Source organism: Solwaraspora sp. WMMA2059 (assembly GCF_027497315.1).
Lineage (GTDB): Bacteria > Actinomycetota > Actinomycetes > Mycobacteriales > Micromonosporaceae > Micromonospora_E.
The window spans coordinates 2,888,349-2,908,279 of the sequence record NZ_CP114908.1; the positions used below are offsets into that span (position 1 = coordinate 2,888,349).

Genomic DNA, 19,931 nt, shown 5'->3' on the forward strand with positions numbered 1-19,931 from the left:
CAGATCCGTCGGACCCTCCTCGTCAGACTCTGCCACATTCCTGTCGGACAGACAGTTACGCCGTGACGGCGTTGTGTGCGGCGTCCTCAGGTGACACGATCAAGAAGCATCTACTCAATCCGATCGAGGAGGTGGACATGCGGACGTTGCGGCACCTGGCAGCCCGACTGGTGGGCAAGAGGCGGATCAGCGGCCGGTACGACTGGTGGTACTACCACCAGGCGTAGAGCCCGTCGGACACCGGGAGCAAAGGCAGGACCTCGGCAGCGGGGTCCTGCACGCGGTTAGGAGCCGCAGATGGCACCACTGAAGCAGGGCGACCGACCACCGGGGCCGCGCGGGCACTGGCTCACCGGCAACACCCCGGCCTACGAGGCCGACCGGATCGGCTTCATCCAGCGCAATCATCGCGAGTACGGCGATGTGTTCACCTTCGACGAGCGCACCGTGTTCGTGATCGACCCGGAACTGGCCAACGATGTGCTCACCCGGCCGGGCAACGCGTTCCTGCCCGAGCTGGCCCCGTTCGACGCCCGGCCCGATCTCGACCGGGCCGCCGAGCGGGCCGAGGCCTGGATGCCGGCGCGTCGGGCCGCGTGGGCCGGTCTCGACCGACAGGCCAGCGCCGCCTTCGACGGGCGTACCGTCGAGATCCTCGACGCGGCCCTCGACGCGGCCGCCGGCCGGGAAACCGACGTGCTGGCGATGATGCGACGGTACGCCGCCGCGACGATCGCCGACTATTGCTTTGGCGTTGACGCCACAGGGTTCCCGGAGCTGCTCGCCGAGGGCGTCGCCGCCACCGCGCCGTTCGAGACCGCGAAGTACGGGTTCGCGGCCTGGCTGCCGGTGCGCCGCAACCGTCGGTTCTTCCGCGCGCACCGCGCGTTCACCGACGCCCTGCTATCGGTGGTGCGACGCCGTCGGGCCGGCACGTCCAGCAAGGCCGGCACGTCCACACCGGACCTGCTGGACGTGCTGCTGGCCGCCCGGCCGGTCATGCCGGACCGGGCGGTCGTGTCGACGCTGCGCCCGGTCCTGCTCGGCGGACACGGCGTGCCGGCCGCCGCGCTGACCTCGCTGACCTGGGAACTCGCCGGCCGACCGGAGCTTGTCGCCGCGCTGCGGGCGGAGGCGGGCGGGCCGGCCGGGTCCGGCGACCCGCCGCCGGCGGCCCGGCTACCGCTGGCCGAGGCCGTGGTCAACGAGGCGCTGCGGCTGTATCCGCCGGCGTGGCTGATGACGCGGACCGCCCGTACGACCACCGGGTTGGGTCCGTGGACGCTGCGGCCCGGCGACGAGGTGCTGATCGGCGCCTACCTGATCCACCGGGATCCACGGTGGTGGCAGCGGCCCGACGAGTTCGACCCCGGCCGGTGGGCGGCCGGTCGGCCGGCACCGGGGGCGGCGTTCCTGCCCTTCGGCGCCGGGCCCCGGGTCTGTATCGGTACGGCGTTGACCATGCGCCAGCTCACCCTCACCGTCTCCCGGCTGGCCCAGCGCGGCTCGGTGGAGTCGTCGAACGCCGCCTCCATCCGGCTGCGGTTCGCCGGCCGGCTCACCCCAGCTGGCCTGCTGGCGCGATTTGTCGACGGAAAGTCGTGACCACATCCCGTTGCGTACATAGATCCGGTGTGCAAAGGTCGTAAGAATCACTCACCTCGATCGAGCGAGGAGGTAGCCATGCGGACACTGCGCCACCTGGCCGCCCGACTGGCCGGCAGGAAGCGGGTCAGCGGCCGGTACATGTACTGGCCCTACCACTACGAGTAAACCGACCCGGCGGACGACGTCGACGACTGCAGGACAGGGTCCCGGGGCCCCGCCGATCGGCCGGGCCCCGGGACCCTCCTGTCTGACCGCCCGGACCGGTGGTTCAGCCGCTGGCCAGCTGATTGTGCAGGCGGCACCGTTGATGGCGCTGGAGCCGGTGTTGGTGATCCGGAAGTCGACCGCCTGCTGCGGCAACGAGTACGGCACCAGGGTGTCGGTTCCGCCCGGGCTGCTACCGAAGTTGGTCACCTGGACCATCGACGTCCGGGTGGTAACCGGCAACCCAGGTCACCTGCGCAAATCGGAATCACGCCGTCTACAGTCGGTACCGCTGCCCCCGAGCCACGCCGGAGCGCTCGTGACGAGCCTGTTCAGCATCGAGGAGATCTATCCGGAGGAGGCGGGCCGGCCGGTGCGGCTGCCCCGACGGCAGACCGGCAACTCGCCGCAGTGCCTCGCGGTGACCCTGCTGGCCGACTACACCCTGCGGACCCGCGCCTGGCTGCCGTCGGCCGCCATCGTCGCGCTACTCGTCGAATCCGGCATCACCCCCGCCGGGCCCGGACCGCCATCAGCCGGCTCGCCCGCAATGAGGTGCTCGAGGGCAGTCGACGCGGTCGGCACAGCTCGTACCGGCTCGCCCACGCCGCCGCCAGCCCGGCGATCGCGGACACTGGATCCTCACCGCCACCGCGACGGCCCGGCCGTGGGACGGCCAGTGGGCCCTGGTCGCGTTCACCTTGCCGCAGGAGCACAGCGCGCAACGGCGGGCGCTGCGCGGCCAGCTCCGGTGGCTGGGGTTCGCGCCGCTGCACGACCCGAAGTGATGGACACCTTCCGGCGGTTCCCCACCCTCGATCCACAGCTGCCGGTCGAGCTGCTGCCGGCCAACTGGCTACGGGATCCCGCCCGGGAGGTCTTCGCCGCCGTCTACGACAAGTCTCGCCGACGTCGCCCAACGACATGTCCGGGCAGTCGTCACCCGCTCCGCCGGTGACGCGGCCCCAGACGACGCAAGCCGGGTCGGCGACCCGTACCGTCGGACGGTGACCACGACCGGGCCGCAGCGCCCCGACGTCCGCGTGGTCGCCGTCGGCGTCGGCGCCTACCAGGCCGGCGACGGCTGGACCCTGACCGGGCCGGTCGACGACGCCGTCCGGATCGCACGGTTCTTCGTCGCCCACGGCGTACCCACCGGAAACGTGGACCTGCTCACCGACCCGGCACCCCCGGCCGACGACCTGCCGGCTGGGGTACGGCGGCGACCCGCCGACCGCGCCACCGTCCGCCAACTGCTGCTGCGCGAGCTGCCTGCCAGCTCCGCGCGGGAACTGTACGTCTACTGGGGCGGCCACGGCTTCGTCGACCCGCGTCGGCGACGCCGGCTGTACTACGCCGACGCCACCGACGCCGACGCCGTCAACCTCGACCTGGACTCGCTGCTGGCGACGTACGCCTCCGACCTCGTCGCGGTGCTGCACCGGCAGCTGTGGCTGGTCGATGTCTGCCAGACGCACGGCCCGGCCCGGCCGCGCCGGATCGACGGGCACGAGACCTTCCCGAGCGGCGACCCGGTCGCCGGACGCAGCCAGGACGTGCTGTTCGCCGCCGCCGTCGGCCAACCCGCCGCCAACCTGGACCGGCAGCGGACCGGCCTGTTCAGCCGGGAGCTGCTGCGGTTGATGGACGCCGACGGCCTCACGGCGCTGGCCGACCCGCAACGGCTCGCGGAGCGGCTGCGGGCCCGGTTCACCACGCTACGGGCCGACGGTCTGACCGGGCAGACCCCCACCTATCTGTGGTACCGCGACGCGTCCGGCGACGAAGGTCTGCTGCTGGCGGCGGACCCGGGCGGGTCGCGCAAGCCCGTCGAGAGGCCGGTGCGGCCGTCGACGGCGGCGATCGGCGCGGTGGTGGACGCGCTGTTGGAGATTCCGGAGTTCCGCCGGCCGAACGACCGCGAGGAACTTCTGTCTTTGCTGCCCCCGTCGGTGTACGCCTCGATCCGGCGCAACCCGGCGACCCGGATCGACGCCGTCAGCACCGTCCGAGGCTGCCTGCACCACGCCACCGGACTGTCCGAACTCGTCGCCGCCGTACGCTTCTTCACCAGCGACGACGCTGCCGTCGACCACCTCGCCGAGACGGTCCGGCGGCTCGCCGGGTAGCTACCGCCGGTCGACGTCGGCGCTGTGACGCATGCGCCCCGGCGCTTCCGTTGCCGTGCGGGGATAAGCGATGATGAGGACATCGACCGTCACCTTTCGTGAAGGGCTACCGCTGATGGACAGCACCCCGGCCGGTATCGAGTCCGAGATGCTCGATCTGTCGACGGTGGACGTGGCGACGCTGCGCGGCGTCGACGACTCCGACATGACCGCCGCGATGGTCCGGGTACGGCAGCGGATCGCCGACGCCGAGGGCAGCATCAGCGGCTACAGCGGATCGTTCGCCAGTCGGGCCACCGGAGCCGACCCCCTGGCGGAAGACCGGATCGGTTGACGGGCCGGGCGGCGGTACCCACCCACGCAATCGCCGTCGACGACTTCCGGCAGCTGGCCACCACCGGCGGCGACGAACGGACCGCAGCAGCCCTGCGCGGCTCCGAACGTAGCTGGCGGCTGACCGCGCTGCGCGCACTGGTGGACGCCGTCGCGCGCCGTACCGACGCCGCCGGCCCGCTGTCCGGTGTCGACACTGCGTGGCAACTGCTGGTCCGTGCCGACCGCGCCGACCCGGACGCCACCGAGGAGGTCGTCGCCCAACCGCAGGTCGGCATCTGGGTGGCGCACACCCTGCGCCGGCTCACCTCGGCAAGGTCCGGCGATCCGCCGCTCTGGGTCGACGTCGGCTACCTGCACTCGCTGGCCGCCGCCGCTGCGGTCCGCGCCGGGCTCAGCTTCGACCTGGTGGTCCCGGCCCGCCACGGCCACCTCGCGCTGCCCACCGTCGCCGCCGTGGAACTCCCCCCGCGGATCGAGCGGGTACAGGTGGTCGCAGCCGCCGGCACGGTCACGGTCACCGCGGGCGGCGGCGACCCGGTCGGCCCCGGCGACCCCCACTGGCATCCGCCGGTCCGGCTGGTCGCCACCGCTGGCGGGATCGACCTGCGGGTGGAGCTACTCGATCGGGACGTCTACCGGGACCTGCGCGGACCAGCAGCGCCGGCACCGCTGAGCACCGACCAGGTGCGCCGCTGGCAGGCCCAGCTCCAGCAGGCCTGGGAGCTGCTGGTACGGCAGCAGCCGCAGCGCGCCCGGACGGTCGCGGCGATCCTGCGGACCGTCGCGCCGTTGCCGGCCCGGGAACGGTTCCGCCAACTGTCCGCCTCCGGCGCGGAAGCCTTCGGCACCATCCTGCTGTCCGAACCGGACGACGCCACCCAGCTGGCGATGACGCTGGTACACGAGATCCAGCACCACAAACTGGGCGCGCTGGCCCATCTGCTGACCCTGGTGAACGACGATCCCGACCGGCGGTTCTACGCACCATGGCGCGACGACCCGCGCCCCGTCGCCGGGCTGCTGCAGGGGGTGTACGCGTTCGCCGGGATCACCGACTTCTGGCGAGTGCACCGGCGGCACGCCCCGGCCGGGCAGGTCGCGTTGGCCAACTTCGAGTTCGCGCTCTGGCGTCGCCAGACCCGGCACGCGGTGCGGTCACTGCTCGACTCGGGCCGGCTGACCGGGCACGGCACCCGGTTCGTCGAAATCCTGCACGACACGGTCGCCACGTTCGGGACCGAGCAGGTACCGGCCGGCCCGCAACGGTTGGCCGACCGGATGGCCGTCGACCACCGGGCGCTGTGGCGGGCGCACAACCTGCGGCTCGACGCCGCCGCCCGGACCGAGCTGGCCGCCGCCTGGGCCGGCCGACGGCCGTTGCCGGCCTGCCTGGCGGACGCCCGGGACGGCCGGCCGGCCACGCTGACCCGCCCCGACCGGGCCTGGTTCGACGCCCGCGCGGTGCTGACCCGCCACCGGCTGACCGACCCGGCCGGCTTCGACCGACTGACCGCCGCCCCCGACACCGTAACCGGCCTGGTCACCGGCGCGACCGCCGCCGACGTCGCACTGGTCGGCGGCGACGCCGACCGGGCCCGCGCCGGCTACCTGCGGCAGCTGGCAGCCGATCTGGCGGCCGGGACAACGGCGGCGCACAGCTGGATCGGGCTGGGACTGACCTGGCCGGACGGGTCGACGCATCCGGCGGTGCGGGCCCTGCTGCACCGGCCGGAACTGGTGATGGAGACGCTGCGGCAGGCCGCCCGCCGGGGCGCCCCGGTCGACGTACCCGATCCGGTCGAGCTGGCGGCCTGGGTCGGTGCCGGACTGCCCGCCGACGCGCACCGGCCGGCGGATCCGGCCGGCTGGCTGCTTCTGAACCGGACCCGCCACTGAATCCGGGCCCGGCCGTACAGTTCCGGAGCGAACCCGCCGGGGCAGGTCACAGCGGCAGCGGATCGATGTCGCAGTTGGCCCGCACCCCGGCCGCCGCTGCCGCCGTCGCCGGATGCAGCTCACCGAACGTCGACCGGAACCGGTCGACGATGTCGTCGAACAGCAGACTCGCCTGGGAATCCTGGCCCAGCCCGCGCAGATCCATCGCGAGGTTGACCCCGCAGGCCAAGGTGATCGGATGGCCCGGACCGAGCTGCTCCGTACAGCTGTCGAACGTCTCGGCGTCGAGCGCCCGCGCCGTCTCGTACTCACCAAGTTCGTACAAGGCGCTGGCCAGGTTGACCCGGGCGGCGAACACCAGGGCGTGGCTGCCCCCGAGCCGCTGAGTGAGCCGGCGCAAGCCCTCATCGGCCATCTCGCGGGCCTGCTCGTGCTCACCGAGCAGGCGCAACGTCACCGCCAGGTCGACCTGCGCCCCCGCGGTGTGCGGGTGGTCCTCGCCGTAGAGCGCCCGCAGACCCTGCACGGCGGCCTCACCGGCCTGCCGCGCAGCCCGCAGGTCGCCGGTGACCCGCAGGTCGATCGAGACGGTCAGGTTGGCCAGCACACTGTCCGGGTGGTCGTCGCCGTAGCGGATGCGGAACCGCCGCAGCGCGTCGGTGGACAGGTCCAGCGCCTCATGGTGCTGGCCGGCCTTACGCCGGAAGCCGGCCAGCTGGTGACTCTGCCGGACCAGGTCCGGATGGTCGTCGTACTTGAGCACCCGGCGGGCGTCGGCGACCAGGTTCTCCTGGCTGGCGTGTGCCGTCACGTAGTCCCCCAGCTCACGCCGGTCCAGGTTGATACCGCCGAGGGTGTTCAGGCTGACCGGGTGGTCAGTGCCGTAGATGTGCACCAACTGTTCGTAGGTCTGCTCGTCGAGCTGCAGCGCCCGACCGAACAGCCCGGACAGCCGCATGCTGACCGCGAGGTTGTGCGCGGCCCGCAGCGTGAACGGCTCCTCGTCACCGAAGTTGCGCTTGGACTGCTCGTAGACGGTGATCGACCGCTCCAACGCCCCGTCGAAGTCACCGGCGACGCGATGGTCGGCGGCGACCGCACCGAGCGCGTCGAGCGTCTCCTCCTCAATGTCGCCGACCGTCTGCCGGTACAGCTGCAACGTCCGGGCGTTCAACTTCGCGGCGGCGGCGTAGTCGCCGACGACGAAGTACATGAACCCGAGCCAGGTCGCCATCCGCAGACTGTCCGGGTCGGTGTCGTCACCCCGGTCGATCCACGACCGGTACGCCCGCTGGGCGAGGTCGCGGGCACCGATGTGGTCGCCCCAACGCCACAGGTACTTCGCCTCGTTGAGCACCATGTCCCGGACCAGCTCGTTACGGCAGGTCTCCGCGCCGGACGCGACGATGTGCGGGTACAGCTCGGCGTAGCGGGGCCAGTGGTCGGCGTCGTCCGGCTCGTCCGGGTCGTTGCCGGCGAGCAGCAGGTGGGCGCTGTGCCGCAGGTCCTTGCGGTCCTGCTCGCTCATCTGGTGGATCAGCACCCGCTGGACCAGCCGGTGCATCTGCAACGAGTTGGTCCGGTGGTCGATGCGGGCCAACGACAACCGGCCGATGGTCCGGATCGCCTGCTTGAGCCGGATCGGGCTGCGCACCAGCGGATCCAGGTCGGGGTGGATCTGCAACCGGGGCTTGGACAGCAGCGACCGACCGATCGGCTCGGACGCGAAGAACGCGCAGACCTGCAGCAGACGCAGCGCCGACGGGTCCCGCTCCCGCAGCCCGTTGAGGGAGATGTGCCAGGCGGCAGCGACCAGCGGCGGGTAGTCCTGCTCCACCTCGGTCACGTCGTCGACGTCGGGTTGGCTGTCGTGCAGCAGCTGCAGGTACTCGTCGGCGGTCATCGTCGTCTCCGCGCGCCAGGCCGCTGCCTGCTCGATGGCCAGCGGCAGGTCACCCAGCGCGGCGGCGAGCCGCTCCGCGTCGCTGACCAGAAGGTCCGGGCCACGGCGGCGGAGCAGCTCGATGCTCTCCTGCCGGTCGAACACGTCGACCGGCAGGCCGCTGGCGATCTGGCCCCACCGGGGGTCGCGCGAGGTGACCACGATGCTGCCCGGCCCACCCCGGGGAAAGAACCGTTCCACGTCGTCGGGGTCCTCGGCGTTGTCGAACACCAGCAGCCAGTTGGCGTACGGGCGTCCGATGCGCAGCGCGTCGAGCACCGCCGGCACGGCGGTGTTCGCTGTCGCCGGCACCTGCAGGTCGAGCCGGCTGGCGAGCTCGGCGAGTGCGGACTGGATCTGCGCCGGACGCTCGGCGGAGATCCACCAGATCAGGTCGAAGTCCTGCTGGTGCTGGTAGACGTACTCGACGACCAGTTGGGACTTGCCGACGCCGCCGGCACCGTGCACCGCCTCGGGCAGCACCGCGGTGGTGCCGGCGCGCAGCCGCTGGTGCAGCGTGTCGAGCAGCGCCCGCCGGCCGGTGAAGTTGGCGTTGCGCGGCGGCAGGTTGCCGACGACGGCCGGCTGCTGGTCGCGTCGCTGGGTGCGCAGGACAGCGGTGGTCGGCGGGACGACACTGCCGGTCGGAGACACCGCACTCCCTTCTGGGTCGGGTCCGGGGTGGGGCGTCTGCTGCCGGGCGCCGAACGGGAAGGGCGCTCCCGGCGACGCCATTATGTCAGACATCGTCGGCTCCATACCTGTATGACTCGCTTGCGGATTTGTCGCCGGATTGCGGGATCTGCGGGCCCGGACCGGCGAACCCAACGCCCAACCGAGCCGTTCGGCGGCGACCAGGTTCGGGCCGCCCAAGGCCACGTGCACCGCCAGCTCGACCCGCAGAAACGGCTCGGACGCCGGGGTCACCCGGGGGTACGTGGCCTGGCGGGGGCTGCGGACCCGACGGGTCAGGTTCCGCACCGCCTCGATGTCCCGGCCAAGCTCACTCTCCACCGTGTACTGCACCTCGATGATACGGTCCCGGTAGCTCGACGCCAGCAACTGGTCACGAACCCCGTGGCGGAACTCGTACCGCAGCCGGGTGTCATCGCCGGACGTGCCACCGCCGTGTCGGACCGGCCGCATCAGGTCACTGGTCAGCACCTCGGTGAGATGCGCCGGGTCGAGCCGACCGGCGGTCCGCTGCACCGCCCGGATGATCCGCGAGGTCAGCGGAGCGGCGGCGAGCCGGGTCGCCAACGCGAACGCCCGGGGCGACGCCTTGGCCCGGAACCGGGCGACCAGCTCGCTCGCCCGCAGCGTCGACCGCGACCAACGCGGTACCCGCCCCGATCCCGCAACCCGATCCGACAAACTCACCAGCAGCGCCGGCATCCGCACTGTGCCGGCTGTCGCCCCGGCCAGCAGCCGAGCCCACCGCGACAGCCAGTCGCCGCCGCGCTCGATCACCGGCACCGCGGTCCGCTCCGGCCCGCCGGGCTCCGCCGCCGACCACGGGTCCGGCACGCTGGTCCGCCATGGACGCTCGGCGGTCGGTAGCCGGGCGCTGGCCGGGGTCCACAGCACTTCGGCGGTGTCCATTCCCCGGTCGTACCAGTGCTGCTGCGGCAGCACGTTGACCACGGCCAACGCCGCCAACGCCGCCCAGCCGACCAGCACCGGGAAGATCAGCCCGGTGGTCCAGGCCGGCGACCGGCCGTGCGTCACCAGGAAGACCACCGGCGGCCCGCCGTCACCCGACGGCACGGTCAGCGGGGCGTGCGGGGCGTCACGCCAGCGCACCGCGCCGTCGGCGACCACCACGGACCGGACCGACACCGAGGCGAAGCACTCCTGCTCGCGCAGCATCGCCAGGAAGTCGGCGAACTCGTCGGACCAGAACTCCATCACCGGATCGTCGTCGATGACGACGAGGACCTCACGACGACCGGCGATCTCCAACTGCCGGGCCGGCTCGGGCAGGGTCGGACGGACCGCAAAGGCCGACCCACGCGACGACAACGAATCCATCATGGAGCACCACCGGGGCGGATGGTGCCGCCGACCGTCCCCCGGTGACCGTCTCCGCTCATTCGCGGGCCTCTCCCAAGTCGTCGCCGGCTGAGCCAGGCTGTCCGGGCTGCCGCAGCGGATCGTCCCACAAGATCACAAAGCCGTGCCCGACGTGCCGGCCCGAAGCAGACGGATCCTCACCCCAGGCCGACTTCCTCAACTTTGCGACATGCATGGGCAGCTGCGCCATCCCCCCGGCGAACCCATTCGCCGACTCGACCATCGATCGCAGCACCCGGCACAGCTCAACGGCCAACACCGGATCGCGGTGCCAGACGATGGCTGGGACACCGGACCGTACGCCGACAAGCAGTTGCCGCTCGGCCGCGCTGTCCGGCAAGGGAGAATCGCTCAACACCAGAACGACCGCCGCCTCGTCACCCGTCAGCAACGCCTCCAGTTGGGCGTCGACCTGATCAGGCGCGGCGCAGAATATCCGAGAAGACCCGCCCTCCGCAGCAACGCCACGCCAGCGCACCCGCCACCGCCGATGCCACTCGGGGGAACGCAGCCGCTCCAACGAGCGGATCACCAGTGGATACTCCACCACCAACGGGCTCGGCACCGGCGACCGAAGTTCCTTGCGCCAGGTGTCGACCGGCTCGTTGAGCAACTGCCACGGCAGGACGATCTCGATCGTCACCGGCCCCGCCTGGTGCGCCCAGCGCCGCTCCGTCTCCGACAGCACCTCGTCGACCGCAGCCTCCAGGTCGCCGTAGCGCACTCGGCGATGCTCACCCCGCACCGGTGCCCAGGTTGGCGACGCCCACTGATACCAGTGGGACATGATGAACGTGTCGTCGTCACCGCCGTACTTCTCGAACTGGATGACCAGGTAAGCCGTCGCGGGGCCGACGGCACCGTCCGCCACGGCAGCGGCGGCGGCGGGGGCGGCGGTGGCGACCGCCGCGACGGGCGACCGGCCGAAGCGGGTCCCACCCACCCCGACGAGGGCGTCCTCCGGCACGTCCCACTCATCGGCCAGGGCCCGAATCAGCTGGCGCAGCCGCTGCCGCGCCTCGGCCGGCACACTGTCGTCGAGCCGACCGAGCAGCCGCAACCAGTGCGGCACCCCGCCAAACCCCGTCCCGTCGCCCGCCACACCGGCACTCGACGGCGCCACCGCCAGATGGGCGAACAGATGCCACAGCGAGGTGCAGTGCTCCGGCGGCGGCTCCTGCCGGCACTCGACCACGAACCGACGCCACCGCGCCGTCACCCGCAACTCGGACAGGTCACCCCGCAGCCAACCCAGATCGTGATCGGCGAACTGCTCGAACACCTGCCACTCGTCGGACAGCTGGAGCAGCGTCAGGGTCCGCGCGCCGGCCGGCTCCAGTAGCTCGAGACACTCGGCGAGCAGCCGCAGCCCGCCGGTACGGTCGATGCAGGCCGTCACCAGGTCCACCAACTGCGGCCGTAACACCGCCAGGTCACGCAGCCGCAGCGGCCCGCCGAACGCCTCCTCGACCAGCCGCAGCAGCACCTGGCGGCTGCTCGGATCCCGGACCACGTCCGACTCCTCGAGCAGACCGGCTACCTCGGCGATGATCCGGCGACGCTCCGCCCCCTGCGGGGACGGCACACGCCGCTCGACGTCACTCGGGTCCAACATCGGGCCGGCCGTTCCGCCTGCACCGGGCCGACCCGCCCCGGATCAATCGAGCCGTCCCGGCCCGAACGGGTCCAATGTCTCCAGCGCACGGACCACGTCGTCGGCGTCGCCGGCCAGCTCCGCCCGCCGCCGCTGACCGTCCTGCTCAAACACGGCGATCACCCGCAGCGGGCCGGAGCGGCTGCGCAGCAGCGACTGGATCGCGTACCAGCCGGCCGACGACGCGATGCCGACCGCGATCTGCAGCAACGTGTCGGCAACCGGGCCCCGGGTGGACACGATCTCGAACTCCGCCGCCGGATGCCAGGTACGCGCGGTGACCCCCTGCGCGGTCAACTGGTCGACCAACTGGGTCGTGTGCGCCGGGTAGACCGGTGTGCCGTGGTCGAACCCCTGCGGCAGAAGGACCACGTCGGTGCCGGCCACCGGCCCCGGACCGGCATCCGCGGGCACGGTGACGACGGATTCCTCGGAGAGCATATGTCGATGGTATGTGGACCACGCGAACCAGCCGACCCCGGACCGATCCAGTGGAGCGGCACTGCTACAACAGATCGCATAAACATGACCGTCACTGTTTGCAACGATCGAGCGGAGGGCCGCGATGCCCGACCCGACCGAGCCAGACTGGCGGCCGGACTACACCGGCGACAACAGCCTCGGTGATGTCGGTGCCGGTCGACGCCTCGGAGCGCACCTGTACTACCTGTACCGGGCCGGCCGGAACGAGCTTCCGGAGATTGCCTCTGTCTACGCCAGGCTGACGAGGCGGATGCACAGCATCGTCGACGGGTTGGAGACGCAGTTCGATCGACCGGGGCTCGGAATGCATCCGGCGCACCTGCGGCTGATGGAGTTGCGGGACGAGGCGCACGACGTGTTCCGTCAGACCTGCCTGCGCATGCAGGAGGTCGGTGCGGCGCTCGTGGACATCGCCGACTCGTACGCCGCCACCGACGAGCTGGCCGCAGACGAATTCTCCCGGCTGCTGCACGACAACGCCGAGGAGTACGGCACCTCGCCGCCGCACATCCCTGAACTACCCGGGGTGCACGATCCCCCGCCGAGCAGACCGACCCATGACGGACGAATCGGTGGTATTTGAGATGACCGAGCCCTGCTCCGACCCCTACTCGCGATCGTGACGGAGGTTTGATGAGCGAGCCTTCGATCACCTACGACCCGCAGGAGTTCTACCGCACGCTCTCGGAAATCCAGGGCTACTTCGCCGAACTCCGCTACATCGACACCGCGATGGCCTTCCTGGAGGAAGAGAAAGCCAGCTGGTGGCATCAGACACCGGTCGGCCCCGGCACGCACTACATCGAAGTCCGTTTCGGGCCCACGTTCCCCTTCACGAAGATTTACCACGTACCGGCGGACTACGTACGCATGCCATGGCACGACAGCCGCAAGGATGAGGTCGAGGAACATCTTCGGACGTTGGCCCGTGAGGCTGCGACGTGGGCGGCCACCGAGGTCGATGCCATCACCACCCGGGTCAAGCCGTATAGCTGGCCTGCTGGCGCCTGGTACGAGAGCCAGTGCATCGAGCCGATCCTGAGCGCGCACGACGCGCTGGCAGACGAGGTCAGCGCCGACTTCGGCAAGCTGAGCCACAGCCTCGGAAACTGGGAGGGTGAGGCGGCCGACAACTTCGCCACCAACTTCTACAACCCGTTCGAGCACATTCTGCGTAGTCAGAAGCAGCTACTCACCGCGCTCGCCGCTGGCGTCACCGCCGCCAAGGCCATCGCCGAGTCCACTCAGCACAGCCTCATGAACGTGGTGCACTACACCGGTGAGGCGCTACGTGAACAGCTGGAACTTGCCCAGAGCATGGCGGAGCTGGCGCGGCAGGAGTCGCTACGCAACATTCTGATCATCGCCGGCGGTGCAGCGACCGTATTCGGCGGGATCCTCGGTGGCGCGACGGCGACCGTCGGTGGCCTGTGGGTGGCGAGTTCGGGCGTTGTCGCGGGTGGCGTGAGCATCGCCGCGACCACCATCCCAGATGGCGGCTGGGCGGCGCTGAATCTGCAGGGCAGCACCGCCGCTGACCTGCTCGACTCGGTCTCGGACGCGATCGGGCAGATCGTCGAGAATGACAGCGATCAGCACGCGGCCCTGCAGGAAGTGACCCAGGAAGCGCTCGACCGCGTCGACTCGCTCCGAATCGGCGACGGGGATGGCAGGCTCATCCCGGTCGAGCCCAACATCGTGTCCGGCGTCGACGGCAACGATTTCTACCTACCCTGACGGCATTTCGACACGACGGCCCTGGAGGACTGCCATGCGTCTACATACCGGTCGGCTCCGGCGCGGCATCGTCGCAGTGGCGCTCGTGGTCGTCGCTGCCGGATGCGGTGCTGGCGGCCCGACACCACCGCCTGAATCGAACCCACGGTACGGGCAGATCCCTGAGGACCTGTGCTCCCGGCTGCAATTCGAGGCGGTGTTCGGTCGGTTTGCTCTGGACCTCGCCCGTTCCCATGAGGACGGCTCGGACTATCGCACGGAACGCACCTACTGGCGGGAGCGATGCGACTTCGGCGCCATCGCACCCGACGAGCACTTCGCCACCGCACTCGGCGAGTTCCAGCCGTCCGGCGCGATACAGGTCCGCGTCTACCACGGCGTGGCGGGCGCGGTGCAGGCCTACGATCAGGAAGTCGCGAACTACATTGATCTACCAGAGGAGACCGGGCCGGACCCCGCCACCGCCGATCTGACCGGTTGGTGGGGCGACAGCGGTAAATCGCTCCAGACGGCACTGGTGCTGGATCCCGATGACTTCACCCTCGGCGACTTCGCCGCCTCGCAGCTCGACGTCACCCACCTCATCCGCCACGAAAACCTGGTGCTAGTGGTGTACGCGGGCGCGGTGGCCCCCACCGGGGAAACCGCAGAGGCGGTCACGCTCCTGCACGACCTGGCGGACGCGCTGATCGACGAGACAGCCAGCCATCTCGACCGCTGAGCAGAGACACCTGCTGGCCGAGGACGACACGCCCTGCCATGATCACGGCAAGCAGAGGCGGCACGAGCACGATGGCCAGCAACGCCAACCACGGTACGTACCAATGAAGCTCGGCGCTGAAACCAATGTAAGCCGCCGCCGGGCCGATCCCGGAAAGCAGGCCGAGCACGGTGCCGACCCAGACAATAAGCCACGCCTGAGCTGTCGTGATGCGTCGGCGGACGCGGAGAGCCGCGCCGACCGCAGCCATGGTCGCCAAGTCCGGCCGCAGCTCCACCGACGCCAGTCCGACCGCCACCTGCTCGCCACGACGGTGACCGGCGACTCCGCAGGTTCGGCGGCGGTGAGCTGCGCCGCGAGCAGGATCGAGTTCGCCGCAGCCAGCTCCTGCTCATCCGGCATCTGCGTCGTGTCCACCACAACGAGCCGGACCCTGGTGTCCAGGCCGATCCGCTGCGGGGTCTCCGGCGCGATCACCAGGCCGAGAAGCCTCGTGTAGTACTCCGATCGGCTGGCAACAACGGCTGGCAACAACGTGAGCCCTTGGCCATCCGACTACAGCGCGACACGGCCATCGGGCGTCACCAGTGTGTCGTTGAACGCGACCGCGTCACCTCGGTCGAGCGCCTCCTGCTCGGTTCGGGTGGCGGGCCGGCCGGTCACCAACCGGATGACCTCCGCCCCGCCGACGGCCACGTCCCGCTGCCCGGCGGCGACGGACACCGTCGCGGTCGGGCCGGCCTGCAGGTCCGTAGCGGTGACTACCCTGACCGTGGCCCGGCTCGGCAGGGCACCGGCGACCCGTCGCAGACCGTCCGGCCCCAGCTTCTCCGCCGCGTCCATTGGGACCAGCACCTGGCCGGGACGGGCGTCGAGTCGGCTCGGGGTCACTTCGCCGCGAGCCGCGCCCGCCAGGGCAAGTGCGACGCTGCCGGCGACCGCGGCGGTCACCGGGGCAACAGCCGCAGCCGTACGGAGCCGATGCCGGGCAGCATGGCGCAACGCCAGCCGTGACGGCGTGGGAAGCAGACCAGCGACTCGACCGCTCATCCGCACCAGCGCCGGCGTGCTGGCGACGACGCCGAGCAACAGCGCAACGCCGCCAGCGGCAAGCATCTGCGGCCGCCCTTGTGGGTTGCCGGCAACGCCACCACCCCCACGACAAGGAGCGCCAACCCAGCCACCGCGCCGAGGCCATCGACCTTCGACGTGCCCCGCTGGCCGCCGAGGGCACCACGGACCGAGCCTTGCCGGACGGCGCGGGCCGGCAGCAGCGTGGCCAGCATCCTCACCGGGTCCGGGGACCCGGTGCAGCCGTGAGCAGCGAACCAATCCGGGCGGCGGACCCACGTTGCGATCCTCACCGGGTCCTGGAACCCGGTGCAGCTCGGTCAGCAGCCGCCTCCGGCCGATGTGCAGGTGCGCGTTTCGATCCTCACCGGGTCCGGGGACCCGGTGCAGCGACCTGGTAGCTGTGCTGTGGGGCGAGGCTCATCACCGCGTTGCGATCCTCACCGGGTCCGGGGACCCGGTGCAGCACTCGCGGATTCCTCGGCTTCGTCGTCGACAACCAAGAGTTGCGATCCTCACCGGGTCCGGGGACCCGGTGCAGCGGGCAGACCCTGTACGGCATGCCGTTCCGATCGCTGTTGCGATCCTCACCGGGTCCGGGGACCCGGTGCAGCTCCACTCCGGACGGTATTTGGCAATGCGGCCAACGATGTTGCGATCCTCACCGGGTCCGGGGACCCGGTGCAGCGGTTGTAGATGACGTATTTCAGGGCGACGTGCCCTGTTGCGATCCTCACCGGGTCCGGGGACCCGGTGCAGCCGGGCCGATCGTGGCCTGCACCTCGGCCGAGTCGTCGTTGCGATCCTCACCGGGTCCGGGGACCCGGTGCAGCGGTCCTGTCGGTCGCCGCCGCCTTCGACCAGGACCTGTTGCGATCCTCACCGGGTCCGGGGACCCAGTGCAGCATGTTCGCGCACATCCCGATCAAGGATCTCGAAGGGATGTTGCGATCCTCACCGGGTCCGGGGACCCGGTGCAGCTCTATCCATTGCAGCTTGCCCTGCCGCTCGATCAGGTTGCGATCCTCACCGGGTCCGGGGACCCGGTGCAGCGCCACCACAGCGACGACCCGGGCCTCTTGATCGCCCCGTTGCGATCCTCACCGGGTCCGGGGACCCGGTGCAGCAGGGCCAGGTCCCGCAGCACGTACCGGCCGGTCAGGTGTTGCGATCCTCACCGGGTCCGGGGACCCGGTGCAGCGGTCGGGCGGGCAGGTCCGCTGGTAGTCGCCCCACCGGTTGCGATCCTCACCGGGTCCGGGGACCCGGTGCAGCCCTGCGTACCACCCGGGGCGGTAGCCGCCGCCAGGAAGGTTGCGATCCTCACCGGGTCCGGGGACCCGGTGCAGCGCGCACCGCGATGCGGCAGATGGTCGGCGTGTTCGCGGTTGCGATCCTCACCGGGTCCGGGGACCCGGTGCAGCAGGGCGGCTTGCACCACCGCACCGTGTTCGGGCTGGAGTTGCGATCCTCACCGGGTCCGGGGACCCGGTGCAGCCCGCCGCCCGAACCATCCGCACCATCCCGAATCCCAAGGTTGCGATCCTCACCGGGTCCGGGGACCCGGTGCAGCCAGCCCGAGGCGCTGACTGACGCTGGCGTGGTGTTGCGGTTGCGATCCTCACCGGGTCCGGGGACCCGGTGCAGCGTTGATTCGACCGCGCGCATCGGAGCCGGTCAAGTCAAGTGAGACAGATTCTTGATCTTTCTTAGCTTTGTGTTGCTGGGTGTGTGTTCGTGGGCGGGGTGGTGCTCTGGTCGGGGGCGGTGTTGTCGGGTTTGTTGATCCATGCCCGGTCCGGTAGGCGGGGCGGCTGGGGCCGTCGGCGGCCGAACCGGTGTGGGTGGGCCGCGCGGGCGGCGTCGAGGGTGTGTTGCCGTTGCTGACGGATCTGTCCGGCGGTGCCGTGGTGCACCGAGGCGGGGGTGTGCAGCCCGATCCCGGAGTGCCGGTGCTCGTGGTTGTAGTAGGTGTAGAAGGCCTCGCAGTGCTGCCGGGCGTGCTGGATCGACCCGAACCGGTCGGGAAACGTCGGGTCGTACTTCAAGGTCTTGAAGCTCGCCTCGATGTACGGGTTGTCGTTGGATGTCTTGGGTCGGCTGTGACTACGGCCGATCTTCAGGTCGGTGAGGAGCTGGGTGATGGTCTTGCAGGTCATCGCCGCGCCCCGGTCGGCGTGCACGGTCAGCTGGTCGGGGTCGACGCGTTCGCGGGCGGCGGCGTCGGCGATCAGCGCTTCGGCCAGTTGGCCGTCCTCGTGCGCGGCGACCAGGTGACCGACGACGTAGCGGGACCAGATGTCGATCACGGTGTACAGGTGGTACCAGACGCCTTTGACGGGTCCGCGTAGCTTCGTGATGTCCCAGCTCCATATCTGGTTCGCCGCGTCGGCGACGAGTTCCGGCTTGGTGCGGGCCGGGTGCGTCGCCTGGTTACGGCGTTCGCCGTTCTGTCCGGCGGCACGCAGAATTCGGTACATGGTGGACTCAGAGCACCACCAGCGGCCCTCGTCGAGTTCACGTGCCCATACCTGTGCGGGTGCCAGGTCCTGGTAGGGCTGGCTGTTGAGCAGGTCGAGGACCTGTTGTCGTTCGGCCTGGGTCAGTGCGGACGGTGGTGGTCTGCGGGGTGTCCGGGGCTTCGGCGGTGTCGGGTTGCGGTGGCGGTAGATGGTGGCTCGGGACAGGCCGGTCAGTCGGCACGCCGCGGCGGTGCCCCACAGTGGTGTCAGCGCGGTGTGCGCCTCGTCGAGGACGGCGGGGGTGTCGCGGTGTCCGCGCTCTCGGAGAGCAGTTCCAAGAGCGCGTGTGCTTTTCCCATGATGTCCAGTGCTGTGCGTGTCTTGGTCAGCTCGTTCTCGAGGCGGGCGTTCTGTCGACGTAGCCGGGCGAGTTCGGCTGACTCGGTGTTCTTCCGGGTCCGTTCGGCGGACTGGCGTCGGTCGGTCAGGCCTGCCGCTGCGCCCGCATCACGGGCCTTTCGCCAGTCGAGGATGTGTGATCCGTACAGGCGTTCCCGGCGCAGGATCGCACCCCGGGCCGCAGCGTCGGGGGCCGCGTCGTATTCCGCGAGGATCCTGGCCTTGAACTCTGCGGTGAATGTCCGACGAACCGGCTTGGCGTCCAGATCGCCGGAACCGATGGACTTGTCTGCCATGCTGATGATCTCCCCTCAGACCCGTCCGGGGAGCGTATCCCCTGGTAGACGACCTGTCTCAACTCAGCCTGACAGAGAGGGCATCGCGTCCCGAGCTCCGTTGCGATCCTCACCGGGTCCGGGGACCCGGTGCAGCCGTGAGTGACGTCAAGGGGTTGAGTGGTCAAGGGGTTGTTGCGATCCTCACCGGGTCCGGGGACCCGGTGCAGCCGTGAGTGACGTCAAGGGGTTGAGTGGTCAAGGGGTTGTTGCGATCCTCACCGGGTCCGGGGACCCGGTGCAGCTCGTCTCCGAGATGATCTTCTCTGGGACGAGTGGGTTGCGATCCTCACCGGGTCCGGGGACCCGGTGCAGCCGGCACCCACGGATGGCCGTTCCGGGTGGAGCGGATCGTTGCGATCCTCACCGGGTCCGGGGACCCGGTGCAGCCTCGCCGTCGCGGCGCTGGCCGGCCGGCGTGCATGGCGGTTGCGATCCTCACCGGGTCCGGGGACCCGGTGCAGCGGCTCGCGAGCTGCGAAAATAGGAGTAAATCGCTTGACTTCCGGTTAGCAGGCGAGCCGATACGGGCATTTTGCCCAATGTGTTGGTTCGGAACCTCCTGGGATTTCGTGCTCACCGGAGGTTCCTAGATCACGAACGGGCCGCGCGGGTCGATACCACGGGGACGTCCGAGATGTTCGACGTCGTCGAGCGCCATCGCGGGAAGGCGGTAGATCCGTACGCTGTCGCGGGTCGGGTCGATGACCGCCTCGATGGCCGCGACCAGCTTGACCTTGTCCGCGTCCCGGCACACCACTTCGAACACCGACTTTTGGACGCGGTGCCCGTACCCCTCGCAGATCTTCGCCACCTTGCGCAGCCGGCGGGCACCAGCCGGGGTGGTGGTCTCGACGTCGTACGTCACGAGCAGGTCCATT

The 19,931-nt window shown here is 70.5% G+C and carries 18 protein-coding genes and 2 CRISPR repeat arrays; of the genes, 11 read left to right on the forward strand and 7 right to left on the reverse strand.

Annotation, left to right across the window (positions count from 1 at the left end; all coding sequences use genetic code 11):
* Window positions 1-62 precede the first annotated feature (62 nt).
* The 7 genes from O7553_RS13330 to O7553_RS13355 all read left to right on the forward strand — a co-directional run bounded on the left by O7553_RS13330 (window position 63) and on the right by O7553_RS13355 (window position 6,173).
* A complete protein-coding gene (locus tag O7553_RS13330; RefSeq protein WP_281555107.1) occupies window positions 63-227 on the forward strand; it encodes a hypothetical protein in 165 nt (54 codons plus the stop codon).
* 70 nt (window positions 228-297) lie between these two features.
* A complete protein-coding gene (locus O7553_RS13335) occupies window positions 298-1,605 on the forward strand; it encodes a cytochrome P450 (protein ID WP_281555108.1) in 1,308 nt (435 codons plus the stop codon).
* A gap of 908 nt (window positions 1,606-2,513) precedes the next feature.
* On the forward strand, window positions 2,514-2,600 hold the full coding sequence (locus O7553_RS30180) for a hypothetical protein (RefSeq protein ID WP_348651206.1): 87 nt from the start codon (window positions 2,514-2,516) through the stop codon (window positions 2,598-2,600).
* Complete coding sequence (locus tag O7553_RS30185; protein WP_348650071.1) at window positions 2,600-2,770, forward strand: PaaX family transcriptional regulator C-terminal domain-containing protein; 171 nt, start codon at window positions 2,600-2,602, stop codon at window positions 2,768-2,770. Before O7553_RS30180 ends, O7553_RS30185 begins: the two co-directional genes overlap by 1 nt.
* Window positions 2,771-2,819: 49 nt before the next feature.
* Window positions 2,820-3,941: a hypothetical protein gene (locus O7553_RS13345; RefSeq protein WP_281555110.1), complete on the forward strand. Its 1,122-nt coding sequence runs from the start codon at window positions 2,820-2,822 to the stop codon at window positions 3,939-3,941.
* Window positions 3,942-4,011: 70 nt separating this feature from the next.
* Window positions 4,012-4,275 carry a hypothetical protein gene (locus O7553_RS13350; protein WP_281555111.1) on the forward strand — a complete coding sequence of 88 codons (264 nt, stop codon included), beginning with the start codon at window positions 4,012-4,014 and terminating at the stop codon, window positions 4,273-4,275.
* Window positions 4,272-6,173 (forward strand): HEXXH motif domain-containing protein, encoded by a 1,902-nt coding sequence (locus O7553_RS13355; protein WP_281555112.1) that lies wholly within the window; start codon window positions 4,272-4,274, stop codon window positions 6,171-6,173. Before O7553_RS13350 ends, O7553_RS13355 begins: the two co-directional genes overlap by 4 nt.
* Before the next feature lie 46 nt (window positions 6,174-6,219).
* Here the strand turns inward: O7553_RS13355 and fxsT are convergent, their stop codons facing one another.
* Genes fxsT through O7553_RS13370 form a run of 3 tightly spaced genes read right to left on the reverse strand, consistent with a single transcriptional unit; the run spans window position 6,220 to window position 12,283 of the window.
* Window positions 6,220-10,149, reverse strand: coding sequence for an FxSxx-COOH system tetratricopeptide repeat protein (gene fxsT, locus O7553_RS13360; protein WP_281555113.1), 3,930 nt, complete (start codon window positions 10,147-10,149; stop codon window positions 6,220-6,222).
* A 55-nt stretch (window positions 10,150-10,204) separates the two neighbouring features.
* Entirely contained in the window at window positions 10,205-11,803 is a 1,599-nt protein-coding gene (locus O7553_RS13365; protein ID WP_281555114.1) for a hypothetical protein, read from the reverse strand.
* A gap of 42 nt (window positions 11,804-11,845) precedes the next feature.
* A complete protein-coding gene (locus O7553_RS13370; RefSeq protein WP_281555115.1) occupies window positions 11,846-12,283 on the reverse strand; it encodes a hypothetical protein in 438 nt (145 codons plus the stop codon).
* Window positions 12,284-12,407: 124 nt separating this feature from the next.
* Between O7553_RS13370 and O7553_RS13375 the strand changes: the two genes are divergently transcribed.
* From O7553_RS13375 to O7553_RS13390, 4 genes are all read left to right on the forward strand, one after another.
* The gene (locus O7553_RS13375) at window positions 12,408-12,908 is read left to right on the forward strand and encodes a hypothetical protein (protein ID WP_281555116.1); all 501 of its coding nucleotides are present in this window, start codon (window positions 12,408-12,410) and stop codon (window positions 12,906-12,908) included.
* A gap of 50 nt (window positions 12,909-12,958) precedes the next feature.
* The gene (locus tag O7553_RS13380; RefSeq protein WP_281555117.1) at window positions 12,959-14,062 is read left to right on the forward strand and encodes a hypothetical protein; all 1,104 of its coding nucleotides are present in this window, start codon (window positions 12,959-12,961) and stop codon (window positions 14,060-14,062) included.
* A gap of 34 nt (window positions 14,063-14,096) precedes the next feature.
* Window positions 14,097-14,783, forward strand: a complete 687-nt coding sequence (locus tag O7553_RS13385) for a hypothetical protein (protein ID WP_281555118.1) — start codon at window positions 14,097-14,099, stop codon at window positions 14,781-14,783.
* Between the two features lie 103 nt (window positions 14,784-14,886).
* Window positions 14,887-15,282 (forward strand): hypothetical protein, encoded by a 396-nt coding sequence (locus O7553_RS13390; RefSeq protein WP_281555119.1) that lies wholly within the window; start codon window positions 14,887-14,889, stop codon window positions 15,280-15,282.
* A gap of 56 nt (window positions 15,283-15,338) precedes the next feature.
* Here the strand turns inward: O7553_RS13390 and O7553_RS13395 are convergent, their stop codons facing one another.
* From O7553_RS13395 to cas2, 4 genes are all read right to left on the reverse strand, one after another.
* Entirely contained in the window at window positions 15,339-15,899 is a 561-nt protein-coding gene (locus tag O7553_RS13395; protein ID WP_281555120.1) for a hypothetical protein, read from the reverse strand.
* A gap of 162 nt (window positions 15,900-16,061) precedes the next feature.
* Window positions 16,062-17,502: a CRISPR direct-repeat array (repeat unit 37 nt; unit sequence GTTGCGATCCTCACCGGGTCCGGGGACCCGGTGCAGC).
* Between the two features lie 61 nt (window positions 17,503-17,563).
* Complete coding sequence (locus tag O7553_RS13400) at window positions 17,564-18,586, reverse strand: IS3 family transposase (RefSeq protein ID WP_348650117.1); 1,023 nt, start codon at window positions 18,584-18,586, stop codon at window positions 17,564-17,566.
* Window positions 18,583-19,011, reverse strand: coding sequence for a hypothetical protein (locus tag O7553_RS13405; RefSeq protein WP_281553169.1), 429 nt, complete (start codon window positions 19,009-19,011; stop codon window positions 18,583-18,585). Before O7553_RS13405 ends, O7553_RS13400 begins: the two co-directional genes overlap by 4 nt.
* A 99-nt stretch (window positions 19,012-19,110) precedes the next feature.
* Window positions 19,111-19,515: direct repeats of the CRISPR family, unit length 37 nt; unit sequence GTTGCGATCCTCACCGGGTCCGGGGACCCGGTGCAGC.
* Between the two features lie 124 nt (window positions 19,516-19,639).
* On the reverse strand, window positions 19,640-19,930 hold the full coding sequence (cas2, locus tag O7553_RS13410; protein WP_123601778.1) for a CRISPR-associated endonuclease Cas2: 291 nt from the start codon (window positions 19,928-19,930) through the stop codon (window positions 19,640-19,642).
* Window position 19,931 lies beyond the last annotated feature (1 nt).